This window comes from Spirosoma flavus, assembly GCF_054778555.1.
In genome coordinates this window covers 12,645-34,668 of the sequence record NZ_BAAGZL010000010.1, presented here as the reverse complement: position 1 = coordinate 34,668, position 22,024 = coordinate 12,645, and the positions used below count along the sequence as shown (strand labels likewise).

The following is a 22,024-nucleotide window of genomic DNA, read 5'->3' as shown; positions in this document are numbered from 1 at the left end:
ATTGATGGTACAAAGATGAAGCACAGCTCAATAACTGAACTACTGAATTAGTACTAAGTGTCGGTTTTGATTGATGAAGCAACACAAAATGCCGATAAAGGGCGAAAACAGCTAATTGAACTATTCTAATTTTTTAAGATTAAAATAGGTTAATTTATAATAATAAAAGGAGTTTTGTAACTTTTCGATGTAGGATTTCCAGTAGTCGCTATTAATAACGCGTAAAAAAGAAAGCCAGACAACACGAAGTCACCTGGCTTTTGCTTTCTCTCTGTGTGCAGCTTCTAACTCGCGTTTTGAGTGAGTATAGGCTACTTCGAGCGAAATACACTAGTTAAACTAGGTTGGTAGAAAAATGTTTTGAAATTGTTGTTGATTATCGCTGTAAACAGAAATTTACCATTATTGCAGTATTTACAGAACTTAATACGCTTATTCTATACAGGCAAATCAGCTGATTTCTTGGCACTTACCCACTGTTCAACCTGCGCATCATAATATTTTAATATCCTGGCTGGATTACCCCCAACTATCGTATACGGTGATACGTCGCGCGTAACCACACTGCCGCCAGCCACTACAGCGTGGCGCCCGATGGTTACCCCAGCAGTTATCGTTACGTTGGCACCAATCCAGCAATCATCTTCAACGGTAATCCGGTGCATAGTTACTGGTTGGTCACGAATGGGTAATTTAACGTCTTCATAAACATGATTCAGGCCAGATAGAACGACATGTTGCGCCAGTATTACGTTGTTGCCGATGGTTACCGGTCCAATCACTACGTTCCCAATTCCTACTAACGTATTATTACCAATTTCCACGCTGCCAACGCCATTATTGATGACACTGAAATCGTCAATGATGCTACGTTCACCCAGTCTGAAAGGATTAAAAGGCAGTACGTCCATCCGTACACTCGAACGTACAATTGAGGTTCGATGACGCTGATGCACAAATGGATTTACGAACCAGTTTACCCATCGACGTGGGCGTGCCTCACCCGAAGGAATCAGCAGACGGTGTACGAACTGCTTAAGGGTCGGTCGGTCGTCGATGTATTTTTTCAGCGACATGGTTTGGAGGAGTCAATCCGTACGAGTATTCCGCTTATCGGGTTAATTCTCAGTACGCTTATTTAAATGAAACTGATGAAAATCGAACGCTTTTAATAATTAGCGCTCAGGTAATTGAAAACCTCCTGCGTGTTTTTAGCGTGAAGTATTTTCGCACCCGACAGCGCCGGAAAAATAGTCGCGTATTCGTTAAAATGATGTTCCATGCCTCCGCCTGGATGCGATAGAATGATATTAATTCCTTCAAAGTAACTGGCCAGGGCAGCTGTTCCACCATGCATGGAAATAAACCGATCACTGTTAGCGTATATCATCAGCTGGAGGTGATTAAAGTTCGAAACTTTATCTTTATGCCTCTCATACAAGTCGCTCATTAGCAAAACTTCCGGGTGATTTTTCCGCATCCAGTCATGCTCATTTAAATCCATAATTTCGCTATTATCAACCACAATCTGGGTCGACAAAGGGCGATTATAAATGATCTGGTATCGCGATTTGTAGGTCGAAATAATTCGGTCCAGAGTTGGTACGTCCAGAAAATTAATGGGCGGTTTATCCCATTCAATGTTATACTTATTGGCGATAATCAGAATCGGCTTGTCGTATACGAACAGGTCGTTTTTGTAATGTGCTTTTAAGGGAACCCGCTTCCATTTTGAAAAACTAAACGACGGACTGTGTGTCATGTTTGGCACGTCATAATAACCGTACCCACTCTCCCAGACTCGTTTTTCGTATTTCTCGACGTGGTTTTCGCTGAAAAAATAAAACGGTTTTGTATTTGTACTCGATACCGTTTTTTCCAACGTACCGTTCAGATGATGCCAATAGGCGAAAGGCAGAACATACCGTAATTCCTGGTCGAATTCGCCGTGAAAGTCAATAACCTTATACGGCTTTTTAGCAACATAATCTTTGGCCCAGAATTGAAATTGATTCAACCGACAATAATAGTTGTCACGAATAAAGTAGCGCAAATCGCGTCGTAGCCTAGGATATTTCAACGTAGCAACAACGTAAAGCGCTTTCAGCATGAACTGCTGCATAACGTCAAGAGATCTGTTCGATGGGACAATATCGGCTTGCACTAGGTTTACCATTTACAAATTATGAAACAAATAATATATCCCAAACACCACATTCTTTTCTTTATTTTGACGTATAGTATTCTAAATAGCCACTTGGGATAGTATAAAATTTAGGGAATTTTAATCTCGGGTTATACGCTACTGCTGATAAGTAATCACTATCCGTTGGAAAGCTTAATACAGACCAGTCGATGTTCATTCCTAATACGTCATTTTTCACTGAATGGATGCCTTTTACTGAAGGAATATTCGCAAAATCATCATCCAGCCCTTTACCAGTAGCCTTAATCAAGGCTTCTTTTCGCGTCCATAGCTCATAAAACTGCCGACGGGAATTTTGAGTTTGAGCCAAATATTCCTGCTCCACTCGACTAAAACTCTGCCCACTGATGTCGTGCCACGAGAAAGTCTTGTTAATTATCTCGATATCAACCCCAACGTGCGCCCGCGCAAAGGCAAGCAGCACCCACTGACCCGCGTGCGATACGTTTATATGCCAGCCTGTTTCTCCACTTAATTCCGGTTTTTTCGTAGGACCAAGGCTAAATTGGATGCTTGTTGGCGATTGGTCAGTATACTTTCCGGCTAATACCCTAAGCAGGCTTCTAGCATGTACGAATCGCTGTCGGTCCTGTTCCCAATAGTAACGTTCGGCCCTTAGGCACTCATCAGGCGATAAAATAAACTCCCAAGACCACATTTCAGGCGATTCCTCAGGCAAGCGAAAGCGAAATACTGCTACGTCATCATTAAAGCGACAGTCCGTTTCGTCAAGCCACGATACGTATTCTACTTGCGCGCAAGAGACGGTTGAATACTGCATTATATTTACTTATATTTAAAAGTAATTAATTAAATATTTACTCAATTTATAATTTATTGATAATTAGACAATTCCAATAAGTAACTGGTGACCACTTTAGAGACCGGTAGTCTAAATGCTTATTATGCGTTCTGCTGCCCATAAATTTACTTTAAAGCGTCTTGCATTGCCGGGTCAATTCCGGGTAGCAGCAGGATTATTTGTCTGGCTTTTTATAGGCTGTCGTTTATCCGCATTTTCTCAGCGTTGTGAAGCACCTTCCAGTGACTTAATTATCAATCAGTCATTTGGGTCGATCCAGCAAAACATATCCCTAACTAGTTTAACAGCTTATTCTTACGTATCGTCCGATTGCCCGGAAGACGGTCAATATACCATCTCAAGCACAGTCGACGGCACTTGTTTTAGTTCGTTCTGGCACGCATTACCCGAGGATCATACCCCCGGCGACGTAACCGGAAGGTTGATGATTGTTAACGGAGCATTTGAAGCCGGCGAATTTTATAAACAACCTATTGCGGCTGGTTTGTGTCCGGGTACAAGTTATGAATTATCACTTTGGGCTGTAAACCTAATTAAGCCCGGTGTATGTCAAAATTCTGTGTTACCAAACCTGACCATACGCGTCGAAACAGAGGATGGAACGCTGTTAAAGGCCATTGGTTTAGGAACTATAGCCGAAACGCCGACACCAATCTGGAATCAGTATGCTACCGTTTTTACGGCTCCTATGACAAATGAGCGTGTAGTTATTAAACTATTGAATCAGGAAGGTGGCTGCGGCAACGATCTGGCGATCGACGATATACAGCTTAGGCAGTGTAGCGCCTGTATGCCCGATCCGATATACGTACCAGACGTCTTTACACCTAATAATGATGGTGTAAATGACGCCTTATCTGTATTTCTTAATAACGTTGCTTCGTTCAGTTTGAAAATATACAACCGATGGGGCAGTTTGCTATTTATGAGTTCTGACCCGGAAAATAAATGGGATGGCACCTTCAATGGTAATCCCTGCGCCACTGGCGATTACGCCTGGGTAATTTCCTATAAGTCAGCTCGTTCGGTCGGTACAGAAAGCGATTATGTCCGGACGGGGCGAGTACAGCTCGTACGATAAATTGTTTTTCATCATCCGAAAAATTACCCTTAAATCGGCAACACATTGGTAGGAATTACATACAAAGCATCAGCTAAAGCTAAAAAAGTCCGTCAACCTAGTACTGAAATGAGTAATACCCAGAAAGCAATGAACGGTGGGAAGTGGATTACGCTCTCCACGGCCATTTCAACCTTATTTCAATTTCTACAAGTTGCCGTACTCGCCCGCATTCTGGACCCCGCCGATTTTGGTATTGTGAGTATCAGTAACTTGATCATCTCGTTTTTCCAGCTTTTCTCAAACATGGGGTTTTCTAATTCCATTATCTATAAGCAGGAAAGCGACCGTAATGTACTATCTACACTCTATTATCTGAACCTCATAGTTGGCGTCGCTTTATACGTACTGATGCACCTTAGCTCGCCATTTATTGTAGCTTTCTACCATGAACCAAAGCTTGGACACGTACTGAATATCTCCTCATTTTATTTTTTGGTAGGCTATTTTGGACAGTTATACATGTTTCTGCTTGAAAAAGAACTTCGGTTCCGCTCGGTAGCCTGCATTGATATAGGGGCTAGTGTAATTGGCACGATAACCACAGTTACACTGGCTTATAGTGGCTATCACGAACTATCACTGATTATAGGTACGTTGGTGACTCAATCAATCAAGTCAACCTTACAAATTATCTTCGGTTTTTCGCTGTTCAAACCAGCCTTATATTTTAAGTTAGAGGCCATCAAAGATCACCTTCGGTTTGGTTTGTACAACATGGGAGAAGGTATTCTCAGCTTTATCCAGTTCAATTCAGACAACATTTTTATAGGTGGTATGCTCGGCGTTAAAATGTTGGGTTATTACACCATTGCCTATCAGCTCTCGGTTTTCCCAATTACCAAGCTCAATCCAATTATTTTACAGGTTGCCTACCCGATTCTGGCGAGAATGAAAGACAACAACGCCGAACTCAAAAAATCTTACCTGAAAATTCTGGATTTTATCAGTTACTGCAACATGCCGCTACTGGCCGGTCTGTTCATTACCGCCGACACCGTTGTTCCGATGATCTACGGACCTGGTTGGGAAAAGACAATCGAATTAATTCAGTTTTTCGTATTTGTTGGTCTTTTCGCCTGCCTGAGCCATCCGCTGTATACACTTGCTTTTACGAAAGGAAAGCCCAGCCTGTTGTTTTATCTGAACCTGGGAACGCTGGTAATAAAGATTCCTATGGTTTATTTATTCGGTACGTACTGGGGGGTAACGGGTATTGCCATCGCGTTTGTGCTCTCTACGTTCCTTAACATGGCGGCTAACTTCGCGATTGCTCATTCGTTAATCGGCGAGTTTATGGGCAATTTCCTGAAAAACTTTGCTAAGCCATTCCTTTTCTGCCTGATTATGATTGCGGTTATCTGGGCTTACAAAACGTTGGTTGGTAACCCTGGAACAGTTAATACTATCATAGAAATCTGCCTCGGGGGCGCTACGTATGCCGTTCTTACGCTCCTTTATAAACTTTCGTTCTCCGAATTAAAATCGTATCGACAGGCGCTGTAGGCTTCAAATTGCCTACAGCTTCAAGCAGATTGAAAAGTTCTACTTTAATGATCAGTTGCTATCTTGTACCAAAACAAGCATTACACTATGAAAACCAGCTCATTATTCCTGACTGTTTTATGTCTTAGTGTTATCAGCAGCTTTGCTCAACCGATTCATGGCCATTTTGCGATTAAGAATGTCCAGACGGGGCTTCTGCTTCGGGTGCAGGATGCGAAAAAAGCAGATGGTACGCCCCTTGTCGCTTATTCGCCAGTGAACTGGAAGTGCGTTACCTGGGATTTTGTCCACATTGAAGCCAATACGTATCAACTACGCAATTTATTTACCAGCAAAACATTTCAGCCAGAAACTGGCAAAGCAACTGAGGGCGCCAAGCTAGAACAGCAGCCGCTAGTCAATGCCCAGGTAAATCAGGAATACGAGTTTATTCCCTCTGGTAAAGACACATACCGAATCAAGCTGAAAGGGTCGGATTTATATATTACTCCAGCTGATAGCCAGGGTTCTGTTAACTCCCGAATTATACTGGCTGGCAAATCCTCATCAAAGGCCCAGTTATGGACGATTTATGAGCAAGACCCTCAGATATAGTTTGCTTTTATTAAGCTGGCAACTACATTAACGTAACGATCCAGTTGAATTACGTACTACGTAGTATAACAAATCAGGCTCGCCCAAATGCAGTTAACTTTGGGCGAGCCTGATTTGTCTACTTTCTAATAGCTTACTATAGAGCTACTTCATAGTTTTCACGTAGCACACTAACTGTTATCCAGCGCCTTTTGCAGTGCTTCGGCAAATACCTTATCGTTGGGCGGAAGTAGCATCATTTCGTGGTCGCCGGGAACGCTGTGGACGCGTACTCCTTTTAAGGCGTATTTTTTCCAGCCCAGAAACTTATTATCATCCACAAAGTACACGCGCATCTGCGCCTTAAACAGGTCGACAATACCATCATAAGGGCGCATTTTGTAATTATAGAAAGCAATTTCGTGCTTTTCCATAATCGCATTGAGTTGGTCAAACTCCTTCTCAACCACCGGCGGTTTCTGCAGACCAGTCGCTAGTAAAAGTGCTTTTACCTGCCGCTCTACGTAGTGCTGTTGATACCGAATAGTGAGCATCGGATGACGAAACAGCGACTTCGTAATCCATAACATTTTGGGAAACTGCCGGAATATTTTCCGGCGTATCCAGCTAAACATATCCTGACGGCTATCCGATTCTTGCGCGTTCGTATCGAACATGGCCAACAATTTCACTTCCTTACCCATTTCCTTGAGCTGGCGCGCCATCTCCAAGGCTACGTATCCGCCAAACGAGTAACCCGCAATAGCGTAAGGCCCATCGGGATTCTGCTGCATCACTTCTTCCAGATAAGCCGATGCGATGGCCTCCATATTATCAAGTGGTTCTTCCTTCCCATCCAGCCCACGTGCCTGCAAACCGTATATGGGTTGCTCCGGATTCATGTAATTAACCAATCCACTGAAGTTCAGGAGATTTAGACCAATTCCATGAATAATATAAATAGGAACTTTATTTCCTTGCGGACGGATAGCCACCAGCGATTTCCACGTAGTGGGTTGCTCTTCAGTCTGGACAAGCTGCGCCAGCTTCCGAATGGTTGGGTATGTGAGCAGTGTCGACAAAGGCAGGCGTCGGCCGGTTTCCTTTTCGAGCTGTGTCATCACCTGAACGGCAATCATGGAATGACCACCCAGCTCGAAAAAGTCACTGTCGATACCTACTTTCTCCATCCCAAGCCCTTCGGCCCAGATGCGGGCGATCAACTTTTCGGTGTCCGTAACTGGTTGGGCAAACTCCCCTTTTTCTGAGGTGAACGAATCTGGTTTAGGCAGCGCCTTTCGGTCAATTTTGCCATTTGGCGTAACCGGTAATTGCTCCAGACTGACGAAATCCGATGGAACCATGTACGTCGGCAATACGTCCTGAAGCTTGATACGCCAGGTGGGTACGCGTGCTAAAAAGGCGTCAGCCGTCAGGAAAGGGTCGGTCACCACGTAGGCAACCAGTCGCTGATCACCAGGGCGGTCTTCGCGAGCTATTACCACTACGTCTTTAACACCCGGTTGTGTCACCAGCGCATGCTCAACTTCGCCCAGTTCAACCCGGTAACCGCGAATTTTTACCTGCTGATCGATACGTCCCAGGCAATGGATTTCGCCGTCACCCATGAATTTACCAAGGTCGCCCGTACGATACATCTTCGTCTTTTTCGACGTATCAAATGGGTTCGGCACGAATTTCTCCTGTGTCAGTTCCGGGCGGTTGAGATAGCCACGCGCTACGCCATCTCCAGCTAGATAGATTTCGCCAACGACTCCTTCCGGTAATGGATTCAGTTGTTCGTCCAGAATATAAACCTGCGTATTCTGAATCGGTCGGCCAATGGTAATGATTTCATCAGTAGCCAGGATCCGCTTTCCTGTCGAATAGATGGTTGTTTCAGTAGGGCCATACATGTTCCAGAGCGAATCACAGCGGGCTATAACCTTCTGCGCCAGATCTTTCGACAGTGGCTCTCCGCAGCAAAGAATTTTCAGCGGTAATGGCTCTTCCCAACCAGCCGCCAGCATCATTTTGTAGGTTGCCGGTGTTGCCTGAATGATCGAAATCTGCTGTTCTTCCGACACGGTAAGCAAAGCTCGGCCATCGCGAGTCGTTTCCGAGTCGGCCAGCACCAACGTAGCACCAACCAACAGCGGCAGGTATAATTCCAGACCGGCAATGTCGAACGAGATGGTTGTTACCGCCAGCAGCCTATCGTCTTCCGTGATTCCTGGCCAAGGAATCATGCTGTACAGCAGATTCACCAGATTGCGGTGTTCTATCAATACGCCTTTCGGCTGGCCTGTTGATCCGGATGTATACAGAATATACGCCAGATCGGATGGCGAAACGATACGTTCGGGGAGCTCTTTTGAGTATTCATCGAGCGACTTTAATACGTCGTCGATGAGCAGAACCGTCGTCTGATTCGTCAACCGCCCACCTGCCTGATACGTAGCACCGTTCCCTACATGGTATTTTGTCGACGTAATGAGCATACTCGCCGACGAATCGGCCAGCATAAACGCAATTCGGTCGTGTGGATATTCAGGATCAATCGGTACGTAGGCAGCGCCCGCTTTCATCACCGCCAGCAACGTAATGAGCATTTCGGGCGTCCGATCCAGCACAACGCCAACGACGCGACGTTCTGTACCCGAGCCAACACCATGTTGCTGAATGACATGCGCTACCTGATTGGCGGTCTCATCCAGTTCGCGATACGTTAACGTGGGGCGTTGAACATTTGGATTGGTGAAAACAAGCGCTGTTTTGTCAGGATATTGTTTTGCAGCCTGCGACAGCAATTCGGGCAGGGCACTATCTCGCGGATAGTTAGCTTTGGTATTATTCCACTCCGCTAACTTTTTCAACTGTTCGTGCTGATTGGTCAATTGAATTTGCTCAATCAGTATATCCGGTTTACCGACCAATTCTTTCAAAATATGGACGAATTCGGTCATCATCCGGTCAATCGATTCTTCTTTAAATAGTTGATTATTATAGGCCCACTCAATAATCATGGGTTCGCTGGAGGCACTAGTCGGTACGTTGCCACTGATATTGACAAATAAATCGACAGCGCCAAACTGGCGAGGGTTACTGATGAGCTTATACGTAAGTCCATAGAAATCAACACCATCGTCCAGGCCCATATCTACGTTAAAAATAACGGGAACCAGCGGCACCCGCGACGGATCACGAGCGATGGCCAGTTTGTTGAGCAGGCTGCTGAACGTCAGGCGCTGATGTTCGTACGCGTCCAGTACGGCTTCTTTCCGGGCTTTTAAAAACTGGAGAAAGCTTTGTTCAGGCTGCGGGAAACTACGTAGCGGCAGCAAATTTACGCAATGCCCCACCAAATTTAAATAGCCCGTTGCCGACTGACCAGCGGTAGGAAGCCCCACTACAATATCGCTTTGCCCAGTAAGCCGACATAGGAAAACCTCGAACGCAGCGAGCAACGTTGTGACAAAACTACAACCTGCTTTCAAGCCCATTTGCTTGACTGCCAGTGCCAGCGAGGCATCAAGTGGGTAATCGATGCGGCTGCTGTCGTAGGTACGTAACGCCGGGCGCGCAAAATCGGTGGGCAAATCCAGCACGGGCACACTCCCGCGATATTGATCTAACCAGAATTTCTCAACTTGCCGGTGTTCAGCGCTAGCCATAAACGCCTGCTGTTCAAGGGCATATTCGCTGTAATGGGGCGCTTCGGATAGACTAGGCTGAATTTGCTGAACGTAGGCCGAATAAAACTTACTCAGATCCTGTAAAAGAATACCCAACGACCAGCCATCGCAGACGATGTGATGGCCCGTGAGCGTAAAGTGGTGAACCTTGTCCGATAATTTAATGAGGCTGCCTTTTATGAGCGGTCCATTGATCAGATCGAACAAAAATAGCGCGTCCTGCTGAACGTATTCCTGAATGAGTTTTTCCTGTTCAGCGGTGGTTTTTGAAGAATAATCGGAATAAAGCAGTTTGGAATCGAGCGCGTCAAAAACGCACATCTGCTTTCCATCGGCACTGAAAGCCGAATGGAGTGCTTCATGATGCTGTAACACGGCTTGCCAGGCACGATCAAACACCTGACGGTCTAACGAACCCTTGAATCGTAGCGAAACAGATTCGTTAAATGCTCGGTTTGCGTCGTCGCCCCCAAACAGACAGGTTGTCCATATTTCAATCTGCGGCTCGGTCGACGGGGCCAGGCGTACAATTTCAGGTCCAGCAAAGGGATCAAAATCAACAGCAACAAGATTTACGTTCGTACTATCTTTCACCATTCGTAATCTGCTTTAGTCAACCTGTAAGTACTTACCGGGCTGATCAGGGTTAGGAACAAACCAAGCCGGGTTTCCAGCTCGATCGCGCCCTAATCGGGCACCTAAAACCGGTGGTACGTTATCTACAAAAGTTGAGCCACTTGCTTTTTCTCCATCTGATTTAGCTGAATTTCCGTTGAAGAAACCAGCTTCGATCATTTCGTTGATGCTGTTGGTGAAGTGCTGAATAATTAAATCGATTTCTGAGGTTGTATGGACTTCCGTTAGAAAACATGGGAAGCCATCCCAGATATGTATTCCCTTTTCACGCATTAAAGTAAACAACAACTCACCACAAACCACATCTTCTTTAAACTTTATTTTCCATAAAGAGCCAAATTGGGCTACAAATAAAGGAAGCTGATGGTGTTCAACTACTGTGTTCAGTGCATCGGCCAGTCGTTTCGTTTTTTTCGTAAGCTGTTGCTGTAATTCAGCACCTGCCTCTTTCATATACGTCAACGATGCTTTAGCGGCTGCCAGCGCCAGTGGATGCCGCACAAACGTACCGGCGAAATACGTAACGCCTATTTCCGGCACCGACGTATCACCGAATTGCCAGAAGCCGCCATCAAGCGCATCCATAAATCGCCGTTTACCAGCAATCACGCCAATCGGAATACCCGCGCTGACCACTTTACCATAGGTTCCAAGGTCAGCCTTGATACCAAATAAGGCTTGAGTGCCACCCGGATGGGTCCGAAAACCAGTAATTACTTCATCGAAAATCAGCGCCGTTCCCGATTCTAACGTAATGGTTCTCAACTGCTTTAAAAACTCAATGGGCACAAACTCGGGCCGCCGGCTCTGAACAGGCTCAACTAATACCGCAGCCAGTTCGTGCGCCCGCTCTCGAATAATGGACAGACTTTCCTCGGTGCCGTAATCCAGAATCAGCATGTTCTGCACGGCTTCGGGCATAATGCCCGGGGCTGCTGGAAACGATTTCAACTTTTTGGTACCACGTACCAGCACCTCATCGACAATGCCATGATATGACCCCGAAAAGGCCACAATCAACGAACGGCCAGTAACAGTCCGGGCAATACGCATGGCCCCTAGTACAGCTTCTGATCCCGTATTGCAGAGCGCGGCCCGGTCGGCGCCGGTCAATTCACAAATTAATTCGCTTACCTCGCCTGCCAGTTCGTGTTGTGGCCCCACTTCGTAACCATGCTCGATTTGCGCGTGTAAGGCTTCCTTAATCCAGTCAGGTTGGTAGCCAAACATGTTCGAACCAAAACCATTCAGGGCGTCGATGTACTCGTTTCCGTCGATGTCCCACAATCGACTACCTTTTGAGCGATTGACGACCAGTGGGTAGACCAGCTCTTTGGTTTGCGGCCGAAATCCCGACACTACCCGCGGATCGGCCATCTGCGAACGGTGTTTCTGGGCGTAGGCTTTGCTGCTAGCCGTTTTCTGATTATAGCGCTCGGTCAGTTGGTCGATGAACTCCTGTTGCTTAGCGGGCAAACCCGAAGCTTGCCGTTCGATACGTGCCGTAGCCCCAAAAGGCTTTTTTAGCTCAGCTTTTTCCTCGACACTTAAGTCCGACGTATCACTGACTGGCTTTAAAACAATCTTGGGTGACGTACCATTTTTGACCGGCGCAACTGACGTAGTAGCTGGCGCTTGCACAGGTGCAGGCTGCGGTGTTCCACCCTGTAATAGAGCTACCTGCCGTGCCAGCAATTGAAGTTGTTCGGCAATGAGGCTCAACGCCGAATCCCCACCAACAGACGTAGTATTTAGAGCAATGGGTGCAACGGGCATAACAGGCGCCACCGATGGAGTGGCTACTGCCGTAGGCTGACTGGCTTCCGCCGGAATCGTTTTGTCCAGATAATCAGCCAGTAATGCTGTTGAAGTATATTCGTTCGTTAACTGCCGGAATGTAATCGGCAAACCGAATTCTTTTTTCAACGTTAACGCCACCTGAGTCAGCAGAAGTGAATCCAGACCGATTTCCAGAAAACTTTTATCGGCTGGTACGTCCTGCATCTCAATGCCCGACGCTTCTTCAAGCAGGTAGTTGATTCGATTAATTAGGGTGTCTTTTCTCATAATGGATAACGGGGTTGGCATACCCGCAGCCATGAAGTTGGTGTTCGGTACTATATTGGTGTGGTTTGCCGCTGCTACGTTCGTCACCTCCGTTGCTGGCACGTTACTTGACGACGTAGCGGGTATTCTATTGACGGGATCAATCCAGCAGTACTTTCGGTCGAAAGAGTAAGTCGGTAAGCTTAGTTTCCGGCGGGATTGTTCGGCATAAAACGCCTTCCAATCGGGGTTGAGACCGTTTAGATAAAGCTGACCTAACGTAGTAAGCATTGACTGCCGGGTTGTTGTCCAATCGGGTTGGTTGACCAGTCCACCCAGCACTGTAACAACTTTTTTACCAGCCATTTGACGAGCCAGAGTAGCTGTTACTTGGCCCGGACCAGCTTCCAGCAACAGCGGATTTTCGAGTGTAAAAATTGTATTGAGGGCGTCTGCAAAACGGACTGTCGAACGCAGGTGCGTGGCCCAGTAAAGCGGGTCGGTTGCCTGTGCATCCGTTAGCCAATCGCCGGTTACAGTCGAAACGACAGGTTTTTGTGGACGACCCAGCGAAACGTTAGCTACTACGTCCGCAAATGCATCGACAATGGGGTCCATCATGGACGAATGAAAGGCGTGACTAGTTACTAATGGCTGATTCGCTACGTCCTGTTCGTCAAGAAATCGAGCGAAATCGGCAATGTGTTCGTCGGGGCCCGCTACCACGCAGAGCCGCTGGCTGTTGATGGCCGCAATCGACAATGTTTCAGGCAAAATGGCTTCCACTTTCTGGGCCTCCATTCGCACCGAAAGCATGCTACCCCGCGGTAGTTCGCTCACCATACGGCCCCGAGCCGTAATCAGTGCTAGCGCATCAGCCAGTGAAAAAACACCAGCCAGATGCGCAGCCACAAACTCACCAATACTATGTCCGCAGAAAATGGTCGGTTCAATGCCCCAACTCATCCAAAGTTTAGCCAGCGCATATTCCGTCACGAACAAAGCAGGCTGGGTATAGCGCGTATTTTTCAGGAGTTGTTCGGCCTCAGAATCAGCTATTTCCGGATACATTACCCGACGAATGTCTTTATCCAAATGCCCTTTTAGCAATTCAGCACAGGTATCGACGGCGGCCCTAAATATGTTCTCGTTTTCGTACAAACCACGACCCATATTCAGGAACTGGGCACCCTGTCCAGGAAACATAAACACAACCTCATCCGGTTGTGCCATTACCTGAGACGACCGCACAGCAGGGCCGTCCTGAGCCAGCAATTTATCGCTTAATTCCATGGCGGTAGTCGCTACCATGAATCGGCGATGGGCAAAATCAGTGCGAGTCGTTTGCAGGGTAAAGGCTACGTCTGCTATGTTCTGCGCCGGATTGACACGTAGCGTATCGGCCAATTGACGACCATAGGCATCGGCACTTTTCGCTGACTTCGCCGACCACGTAACAAGCTGTGGTAGTTCTGGATTCTCAACGGAGGGTGCTACGTTACTAGCAAATTCTTCCAATACTACGTGAACGTTGGTTCCCCCTACCCCGAACGAACTAACCCCCGCTCGCCGTAGCGTGTTCTCCTGACCACTACGTAGCGTCCAGTCAGTGAGCTGGGTATTCACAAAAAACGGGCTGCTGGCAAAATCAATCGCCGGATTCGCTTTCCGGTAATGCAGCGATGCAGGCAATTGTTTGTGATAAAGTGCCAACGTTGTTTTGATGAAACCCGCTACACCCGCAGCCTGCGTCAGGTGCCCCATGTTGCTTTTGATGGAGCCAATCGCACAGAATTGCTTTTCGGTTTGTTCGCCAAAAGCCTGCACCAGCCCGTCGATTTCGATAGGGTCGCCGAGAGGAGTGGCCGTTCCATGAGCTTCTACGTAGCTTATTGTTTCGGGCGAGATACCAGCATCGGCAATCGCCATGGAAATCGCTCCGGCCTGTCCTTCAGCACTGGGTGCTGTAAAACTGCCCTTTCCGGCACCATCGTTGTTGACGCCGATACCTTTAATGACCGAGAAAATTGTGTCGCCATCGCGTTGGGCAGCTTCCAGACTTTTCAGTAAAACTACGCCTGCGCCATCGCTGAAAACGGTTCCCTGCGCATCGGCATCGAACGACCGGCAATGACCGTCCTCGCTGAACATACCGCCTTCCTGATATAGATGTCCGCTACGTATTGGTGTTGTAATACTCGCGCCACCCGCCAGCGCTACGTCGCACTGACCGTCGCGGATACTCTGAACGGCCTGCGTAATTGCCAGCAACGACGTAGAGCAGGCCGAATAAACGCTAACTGCCGGTCCTTTAAGGTTCAACTGGTAAGCCGTACGCGACGCAATGTAATCTTTCTCATTCAGCGTCATTACCTGAAACGCCCCAACCTGATTCACCAAATCAGTGTTTCCCAGTACGTTGTTCAGGTAATATGTATTGTTGCCGCAACCTGCAAACACGCCAACCCTCCCATGAAAGTGCTGCGGCAGATAACCTGTTTGCTCAAGCGCTTCCCAGGCGATTTCCAGAAAAACGCGCTGTTGCGGGTCCATCAGTTGTGCCACTTTAGGCGAGAGGCCAAAAAACGACGCATCGAACTGATCAGCGTTGTCGATGATACCCCGTGCTTTTACATAAGATGGATCATTTCTGAGAGCCGCCGGAACAGCGTCATCGAGCTCGTTTTCTGAGAAAAATCGGGTTGTTTCCTTCCCCTGTTTCAGTACGTTCCACAGTGCATCAATGGTGCTGGCACCCGGAAAACGACCGGCCATACCAATCACGGCAATGTCGCCCTGCGCGGTTGCTGAACGTAGCACTGGCGAAGGCATTACGTCGCGAGCAGGTTGTTCATCAGTTGGCTGTAGGTAACGTACTATGCCCGCTACGGTCGGAAACTGGTAGAGTTTTGTAACTGGCAATACGTAGTGCTGACCAGCCAAACCAGCTACGGTTTTCTGAGCCAGCAGGGAGTTTCCACCCAATTCAAAAAAGTTATCATCCAAGCCGACTTTATCGAGTTGCAGCACCGTACACCACAATTGAGCCACTATCTGTTCCAGTCGGGTTTTGGGCTTGCGGAAAGCAACTGCCAGTTCAGGGCGTTTGCGTTCGGGCTCTGGGAGTCGCTTTTTATCGACCTTGCCGCTGGTAGTTTTAGGCAACTCTTCCAGCCACACAAATGCCGACGGCATCATATATTCTGGCAAACGGGCTTCCAACGCCTGCCGAAGTGCTAGCGTATCAGCCTGTTCCGTTGCCGAAACGAGATAAGCTACCAGTTGTTTTGTTCCATCAACGCCCTCACGCGCCACCACAACGGCCTGTTTTATGCCGGCAGTATGATTAATGACAACTTCTATCTCACCCAATTCAACCCGGTGTCCCCGAATTTTTACCTGATCATCGCGACGCCCTAAAAATTCAATAGTCCCGTCGCTTAACCGCCGACCTAGGTCGCCAGTACGGTAGATACGTATCGAATCCTGACCAGTAACCGCTAATTGAATGAATTTTTCGTTCGTCAGCGTAGGGTTATTCAGATATCCTTCAGCCAGACATTCGCCACCGAAACACAGCTCGCCAACTTCGCCATCAGGCAGGAGATTTAGTGCTTCATCTACAACATGAACCGTTACGTTGTCGATAGGGGCACCGATGGTGGGCAAGGCAGGCCATGTATTTGGCTGACCATCTAGTTTCAACTGCGTAACAACGTGGCATTCCGTAGGGCCGTACTGATTAAACAGCTTACAATCGGATAGATTTGAGAAGAATTCAACAAGCTGTGGAGTGATTTTTAGCTGCTCACCCGCCGTCATAATTTCCCGCAGAGCATTCGGAAACCGTTGCGTACTTACAGCCGCTTCGGCCAGATATTGAAGGGCCACAAACGGCAGAAACAAGCGATTAATAGCCTGTTCGTCGATGAAACGTAGCAGTGCCGTCAAATCGAGACGTAGCGTTTCATTGATAAGCAGCAACGTACCACCCGTACACAACGTAGCAAAAATTTCCTGAAACGATACGTCGAAACTCAGTGGTGCCAGTTGCAAGGTGCGCGTATCGATATTGGCTTCAGAATGTTTTTCCTGCCACTGCAACAAGTTCAGCAACGGACTATGGCCCATGCAAACCCCTTTTGGCTTACCCGTTGAACCAGATGTATAGAGGACATAAGCAAGTTCGTTTGGAGACGTAGCGACTTTGCTTGCATACTGGTATGAACGGTCAGAAATTACTACGTTAATCTCCAGATCAGCAAAGAGTTGTTCGTCCTGCGTAGTAGCGAGGCAGGTGGTCAGTCCAGAATCAGCAATAATTTGTTCCAGCCGGGAAACCGGGTAAGCCGGATCGAGTGGAAGGTACGCTTTTCCAGCTTTCAGAATCGCCAGTACACCGACAATCATTTCCAGACTGCGGGTAGTGCTTATGCCAATGACAGTAGCTTCGGGAGCCGTATGCAGGATAGCCTGACAGAGTTCGTCGGCCCGTTGATTGAGCTCGTCATAACGTAACGAACGATCCCCTGAAACAACGGCGATATTCATTGGATACGTAGCGGCAATTCGCTCCACCCATTCGTGAATATACGACGGGCTGGAACTACTCAATCCTATGTTATTCTTGACCTGCATAAGGGTAATTAACTGAGATTCATCTACTCAACTAAAACCATGAAATAATCAACCCACCCAGGGTAGGCTAAACAATTTCACCTAAGAAGGCTACTGGCTGTTCGTCACTCTATTACGTTACGCTGCGATTGCAAGGTGCGCTCCTGATGAGTAGCTGTTGGCATGCCATCGGCCCGCCGGGGCACATCAACGTAGTTTCCTTCAACCCGATTTAGTACTGTTAATATGGGTTGATTGGTAACGCGCACGTACATACTCAGCAATTGCTTTTCGGCCCGTGCCCAGGGACTATTAGCGTCTATTATAAATAAAGATAAAGCACTGCTTTTGAGCAGATAAACAGGGATCTGATTGTTGATCAGCGCTGGAATTTCCAAAATAATTCGATCGAATTGAGATGCTTCGAACCCATGACTGTAATCGATGAGGTAATCGATACCGGTTACGTTCATAAAGTCGGGACGAACAGTATACGGAAAAAACGTAACTCCATGACGTCGTTCTATTTGTTCTTTTCCGGTTACGCGGGGGTAACAATAAGCAACCTGCTGATCAGCTTTTTCGTAAAGTTCGATCAACCCATTGGATACCCAGGATTTTCCCTGTTTCGACCGAATACTGAACAACGTAATAATTGGCGGATACGGTTTGGTGGTGTTCTGGGTAACTTCAATGTTAATAGCGTTGAAGAGTTGTTCAAACATACTCTTTGCGGCCCGTGTCGCTTTCGTATACACCATCGGTTTACGTACCGTCGGGAACAGCGCCGTAACGGGCATACCAATCATCGACTCAGCTTGCTCCGGCGACTTGATGCGTTTGTCCATCCAGAAACGTAGTGCCGTGAGTAACAAGGCAATAAACAAGCCTACGCCAAAACCAACGGCAATTAACTGAAAACGCTTCGATGGTTTGGGCAGTAGCGGAAAATCAGGAGCATCCAGAATCTCGAGCGTACCACCAATCGATACGTCCTGCCGGCGCGTCCGCGATTGCTCTACGTTGTTCAACAAATCCAGATATTCTTTTTCAGCAATTTCCTGATCCCGTTTCAATTGACGGAGTCGCGTGCCCAACGGACCATACGAGTCCGCTTTGGCTTGATAATCATTCATTTGCTTCTGGTACAATTCCAGCCGCGCCGACGATTCTTCATATTCCAGCGACTTATTCAATCGGTCGTTAGCGACGGTTTGATTCGGAACCGCATCAGACGCGTTGGCGACGGCATCATACTTCTGAGCACTGATCTTTAAATCTTCCGATGCCTGATTCACAGCCGCTTGCAATTGAGTAATCACATTTCTCGGCTGTCCGTACGCTTTGGCATTAGCCAATTTATTTTCGGCTTCTGTCAGTTTTTTCTGTTTATCATTCAGGTCGTTATTCGCCACACGAACCGTACTTTGCTGCCCCGCCCGCTTATTGAGCGCATCCAGCGCGGCTTTGGCGGCATTTTTACGTAACAGTTCCTGGTTGTACTCGTGACTCATCGACTCCCGCGCCGTAGCCATGTTACGCGCTTCCTCATCGTAATCAAGCACCTGGTGTTCCGTACTAAATGCCCGCAGGTTTTCTTCTGCCTGAGCAAGTTTATTTTTGGCTTTTTCCAATTTAGACTCGTAATACCCTATAACTGAGTTAGTTTCAGAGGTTTTTAGAGTCGAATAGCGTTTATTTAAAATGGCAATGGCGTAACGTAGCGTGCTCTGCGCAACGGCCGGATCATCTGCTTCATACTCCATCAGCAGAATATCATTCGTGTTTTTACGCGGAGTTGCTTTAATATCTTCAGCCAGATTCTGCACCGAATAATACGAATTGGATGTGAGCAGCAGGGCTTTCACTGGATTGTCAGAGGGTACCTTAGCCAGACTATCAATGGTATGACGTAGCAAGGTCGAGTCAGCAGCGATATAAAACAGGTTCTCCCAAGCCGGCGTAATAGCCTGATGCAACTCCTGGTAACCCTTCGGGCCAAGCACCAACGTATCAGGCTGGCGCAGGCGCAGGTGGTCGGTCAGCAGTCCAATACCGATTTGCAGAACGGTCTCCCGCGAACTAAGCGTCGTCAGAATATTATCAATTGCACTGGCTGACCGGTCGTTAAACATGCTTTGCTTATCCGACAGCAGCGAATACCCCGATACCAGCCCCGTGTATAACGTAGCCTGCGATTTATAGACTTTAGGCTCGTTTCGGGTAGCAAAAAAAGCAGCCGCAGCCGCCACAATGGGCAGCAAAATAAACCAGAGCAGGTGCTGTTTCAGCAGACGAAAAAATACCTCAATAGTCATACGGTTAGTTATTACGTTTCAGTCGTTGGATGGGTGAGCCTGTTAACGCTTCAAAATAATGAACATTCTTTAAAAAATCACCCTTCGACTGCTCGGAAGATGTCTTAGCCTGCACATAACGGCTGGTAATTATTGAAACAGCATCAGCGGTAACAGTTCCTTTCTGTAATTCAGCTTCAGCAACCCGCAAGGCAGTTAGAGAAGCCTGTTCATCCATAAGCCGTATTTTCAGCAGTTGCTGCGCCGTGATCATATCCTGGTAAATGGCGATCAGTTCCCGCTTCAGTTGCAGTTCAATCACCTCTTTCTGTGTAACAGCCGCTTTGTAATTTGCCTGTGCCACTCGTATCTGGTGCTTCCGACCAAAGAGTTCATAAACCGGCAAACGTAGATCAACTCCAACACGATACCCATTAGCAACCTGCCCAAGTATATCCTGCCCTGAAATTCGGTTAGACGTTCCTATAATCGACTGATCTCCAGTTGAATAGTTAGCAAATCCCGACAAATTTTGCAGTATCTGTACTTTAGCTACTGAATGGGCAGCATCCAGGCCATTGACCACTTCATTTTGATATTTAATCAGTGGAGAATGCGTAACAGCAACTTTTACAATTTCATCGAATGGTAACAACTGAACAGCGATGTCCTGATTGATATCAAGGTAAAGTGTATCCTCAGCAAGCCCCGACGAGGCTCCAAATGACACAAGACCACGAGCTCCCCTTTTTTGCTGTCCATGACATATTGTTAACGACAAAAAGCCAGCTAGAAGCAGGCAATTAAACCGACAAAAAACAATACTTTGAAATTTATTAAAACTCGAATTCATTCTTTATAAGTTTGCCAGAGTATCTATTCCTTGTGAAAGCAGTCCTGTGCGAAGTTACTGTTTTACAGAATAAGACAAACTGCTATTTACTACGCAACGAAATCACTCCCCTCAAATCATTTCGTTGTTAATAAACTTTTGACTCAAGCTTACACGTTTTGTCACAACTGCGACAGGTTTTGATTATTAGAATATGATTAGAATATGAGTAAGCTGCACATAAAAAAAGATCCGCCGTGTGGGTCGCATATAATACATTTCGCGGAAATGTTATATACGACCCTCACGACGGCTATACTTACGCAAAGGTTACTATCTGTTTATGAACCTTGTGGATTTGGACTTCCGGTATGAGGAGTGTGCATAAATCGTTTGAAGGCTTTGCGCATATTTAGCAGGGCCCGAACGAAACTAAAAAGCACCATCGGAATCAGGAGGAATTCGCGGACACTAACCCGTTTCCACAAGTACGCTGGCACCGAAATAATAAGGCTTACGCCAAGCACCAGCGCAAAAGTCAGCGGCAGTTGCCAGAGTATTGAAACGCCCGTAAATAAGCCAATGAATAAACCGAGCAGCAACATACCCAACAGCAGAATTTTGGGTAATACAACAGCTTGAAGTACTTTGAAACCACTGGCAAATTTTCCCCTTGCTACGTCCCGGATTCCTTGCCCAAAATACAACGTAACAAACTGCCACTGAGCGGCAATCCAGCGTGTACGCTGATTTTGAAACACTGCTCGATTCGCCACTTTCTCATCGTAAATGTAGGCGTGTTCCAGATAGGCAATTGTATGGCCGCTTAGCACTACGTTGGTTTCCAACTCTTTATCATAACCACCCATAGTACGCTGAGTAGCCATTGCTGACTTCATCAATGCGGGTTCGAACGCCATCCCCGATCCTATCGTAGCCGATGACAAACCCAGAACACGGGTACCTTTCCGGAAAATATGATTGTTAATTTCTTCACTGACAGCGTCAAGAATGGCTACGCTTGTATTAATGTTTTTGGCAACCCGGTGCCCCTGAACGGCTTTCCAACCCTGCGCAAATGCTTTGTTGATGCGGCTCAGAAAATCCGGTGCCATATGATTATCAGCATCTGAAACAACGAGGATATCATATTCTTCAATTGGTAACCTTGATAAGGCTGAATTGATGGCTTTCGCAACCGTCGATACTTCGAACGATACTTCCAGCACTTTAATTGGTAACGTAGCTAGTTTGGCGAGCGTATCGGCCTGAAAGGAATCAGCAATCACAATCAGATCGAATCGATCGCCGGGATACTCCTGTTTTAGATTATCAGTTACCGAATCAATAATAACCGCGTCTTCCTTGTAGGCTGGAATCAGCACACCAATTTTTCGAAAAACTGATGGTTCAGGCAACGTATCGGTGTCGTCGGCCCGACCTAATCGGCCTGCTATGGCAAACACCGCCCAATACAGTACGTTAAGCGAAATAAATCCTAAAAAAATCAGATAGAGGCCATAAAGAACAATCATAACTCAAAGAGCAACAGAATTTTAGCAAACGTAAAGAACCGGTTTGTTCTAGTTTTTATCGGATGAGTATCAGGCTACCAACACCTTGTGTAGTGTTATTTTGCCAGAAACGTATATCTATTTGACCCAGATTTAGCA

At 46.9% G+C, this 22,024-nt stretch carries 11 protein-coding genes; 3 read left to right on the top strand and 8 right to left on the bottom strand.

Annotation, left to right across the window (positions count from 1 at the left end):
* Positions 1-437 precede the first annotated feature (437 nt).
* From ACYVF1_RS30905 to ACYVF1_RS30895, 3 genes are all read right to left on the bottom strand, one after another.
* A complete protein-coding gene (locus ACYVF1_RS30905; protein ID WP_461086356.1) occupies positions 438-1,076 on the bottom strand; it encodes an acyltransferase in 639 nt (212 codons plus the stop codon).
* A gap of 92 nt (positions 1,077-1,168) precedes the next feature.
* On the bottom strand, positions 1,169-2,122 hold the full coding sequence (locus ACYVF1_RS30900; protein ID WP_461086354.1) for a hypothetical protein: 954 nt from the start codon (positions 2,120-2,122) through the stop codon (positions 1,169-1,171).
* Positions 2,123-2,225: 103 nt separating this feature from the next.
* Complete coding sequence (locus ACYVF1_RS30895; RefSeq protein WP_461086352.1) at positions 2,226-2,987, bottom strand: 4'-phosphopantetheinyl transferase family protein; 762 nt, start codon at positions 2,985-2,987, stop codon at positions 2,226-2,228.
* A gap of 124 nt (positions 2,988-3,111) precedes the next feature.
* On the opposite strand from ACYVF1_RS30895, the gene ACYVF1_RS30890 reads away from it, so the two are divergent.
* The 3 genes from ACYVF1_RS30890 (at position 3,112) to ACYVF1_RS30880 (ending at position 6,249) form a co-directional block, all read left to right on the top strand.
* Complete coding sequence (locus ACYVF1_RS30890) at positions 3,112-4,110, top strand: gliding motility-associated C-terminal domain-containing protein (protein ID WP_461086350.1); 999 nt, start codon at positions 3,112-3,114, stop codon at positions 4,108-4,110.
* Between the two features lie 108 nt (positions 4,111-4,218).
* On the top strand, positions 4,219-5,655 hold the full coding sequence (locus tag ACYVF1_RS30885; RefSeq protein WP_461086348.1) for an MOP flippase family protein: 1,437 nt from the start codon (positions 4,219-4,221) through the stop codon (positions 5,653-5,655).
* Between the two features lie 87 nt (positions 5,656-5,742).
* Complete coding sequence (locus tag ACYVF1_RS30880; protein ID WP_461086346.1) at positions 5,743-6,249, top strand: RICIN domain-containing protein; 507 nt, start codon at positions 5,743-5,745, stop codon at positions 6,247-6,249.
* A 170-nt stretch (positions 6,250-6,419) separates the two neighbouring features.
* Here the strand turns inward: ACYVF1_RS30880 and ACYVF1_RS30875 are convergent, their stop codons facing one another.
* From ACYVF1_RS30875 to ACYVF1_RS30855, 5 genes are all read right to left on the bottom strand, one after another.
* Positions 6,420-10,520 (bottom strand): non-ribosomal peptide synthetase, encoded by a 4,101-nt coding sequence (locus ACYVF1_RS30875; RefSeq protein ID WP_461086344.1) that lies wholly within the window; start codon positions 10,518-10,520, stop codon positions 6,420-6,422.
* Between the two features lie 12 nt (positions 10,521-10,532).
* Positions 10,533-17,243, bottom strand: a complete 6,711-nt coding sequence (locus tag ACYVF1_RS30870) for an amino acid adenylation domain-containing protein (protein WP_461086342.1) — start codon at positions 17,241-17,243, stop codon at positions 10,533-10,535.
* Positions 17,244-17,347: 104 nt separating this feature from the next.
* Positions 17,348-19,540, bottom strand: coding sequence for a GumC family protein (locus ACYVF1_RS30865; RefSeq protein WP_461086340.1), 2,193 nt, complete (start codon positions 19,538-19,540; stop codon positions 17,348-17,350).
* 4 nt (positions 19,541-19,544) lie between these two features.
* The gene (locus ACYVF1_RS30860) at positions 19,545-20,249 is read right to left on the bottom strand and encodes a TolC family protein (protein WP_461086338.1); all 705 of its coding nucleotides are present in this window, start codon (positions 20,247-20,249) and stop codon (positions 19,545-19,547) included.
* A 443-nt stretch (positions 20,250-20,692) separates the two neighbouring features.
* Positions 20,693-21,886 (bottom strand): glycosyltransferase family 2 protein, encoded by a 1,194-nt coding sequence (locus tag ACYVF1_RS30855; protein WP_461086336.1) that lies wholly within the window; start codon positions 21,884-21,886, stop codon positions 20,693-20,695.
* Positions 21,887-22,024 lie beyond the last annotated feature (138 nt).

Excerpts from the sequence above, each read along its gene's own strand:
- ACYVF1_RS30905 (WP_461086356.1), bottom strand. The coding sequence starts at position 1,076 with ATGTCGCTGAAAAAATACATCGACGACCGACCGACCCTTAAGCAGTTC.
- ACYVF1_RS30890 (WP_461086350.1), top strand. The coding sequence starts at position 3,112 with ATGCGTTCTGCTGCCCATAAATTTACTTTAAAGCGTCTTGCATTGCCG.
- ACYVF1_RS30895 (WP_461086352.1), bottom strand. The coding sequence starts at position 2,987 with ATGCAGTATTCAACCGTCTCTTGCGCGCAAGTAGAATACGTATCGTGG.
- ACYVF1_RS30870 (WP_461086342.1), bottom strand. The coding sequence starts at position 17,243 with ATGCAGGTCAAGAATAACATAGGATTGAGTAGTTCCAGCCCGTCGTAT.
- ACYVF1_RS30865 (WP_461086340.1), bottom strand. The coding sequence starts at position 19,540 with ATGACTATTGAGGTATTTTTTCGTCTGCTGAAACAGCACCTGCTCTGG.
- ACYVF1_RS30885 (WP_461086348.1), top strand. The coding sequence starts at position 4,219 with ATGAGTAATACCCAGAAAGCAATGAACGGTGGGAAGTGGATTACGCTC.
- ACYVF1_RS30880 (WP_461086346.1), top strand. The coding sequence starts at position 5,743 with ATGAAAACCAGCTCATTATTCCTGACTGTTTTATGTCTTAGTGTTATC.
- ACYVF1_RS30855 (WP_461086336.1), bottom strand. The coding sequence starts at position 21,886 with ATGATTGTTCTTTATGGCCTCTATCTGATTTTTTTAGGATTTATTTCG.
- ACYVF1_RS30900 (WP_461086354.1), bottom strand. The coding sequence starts at position 2,122 with ATGCAGCAGTTCATGCTGAAAGCGCTTTACGTTGTTGCTACGTTGAAA.
- ACYVF1_RS30875 (WP_461086344.1), bottom strand. The coding sequence starts at position 10,520 with ATGGTGAAAGATAGTACGAACGTAAATCTTGTTGCTGTTGATTTTGAT.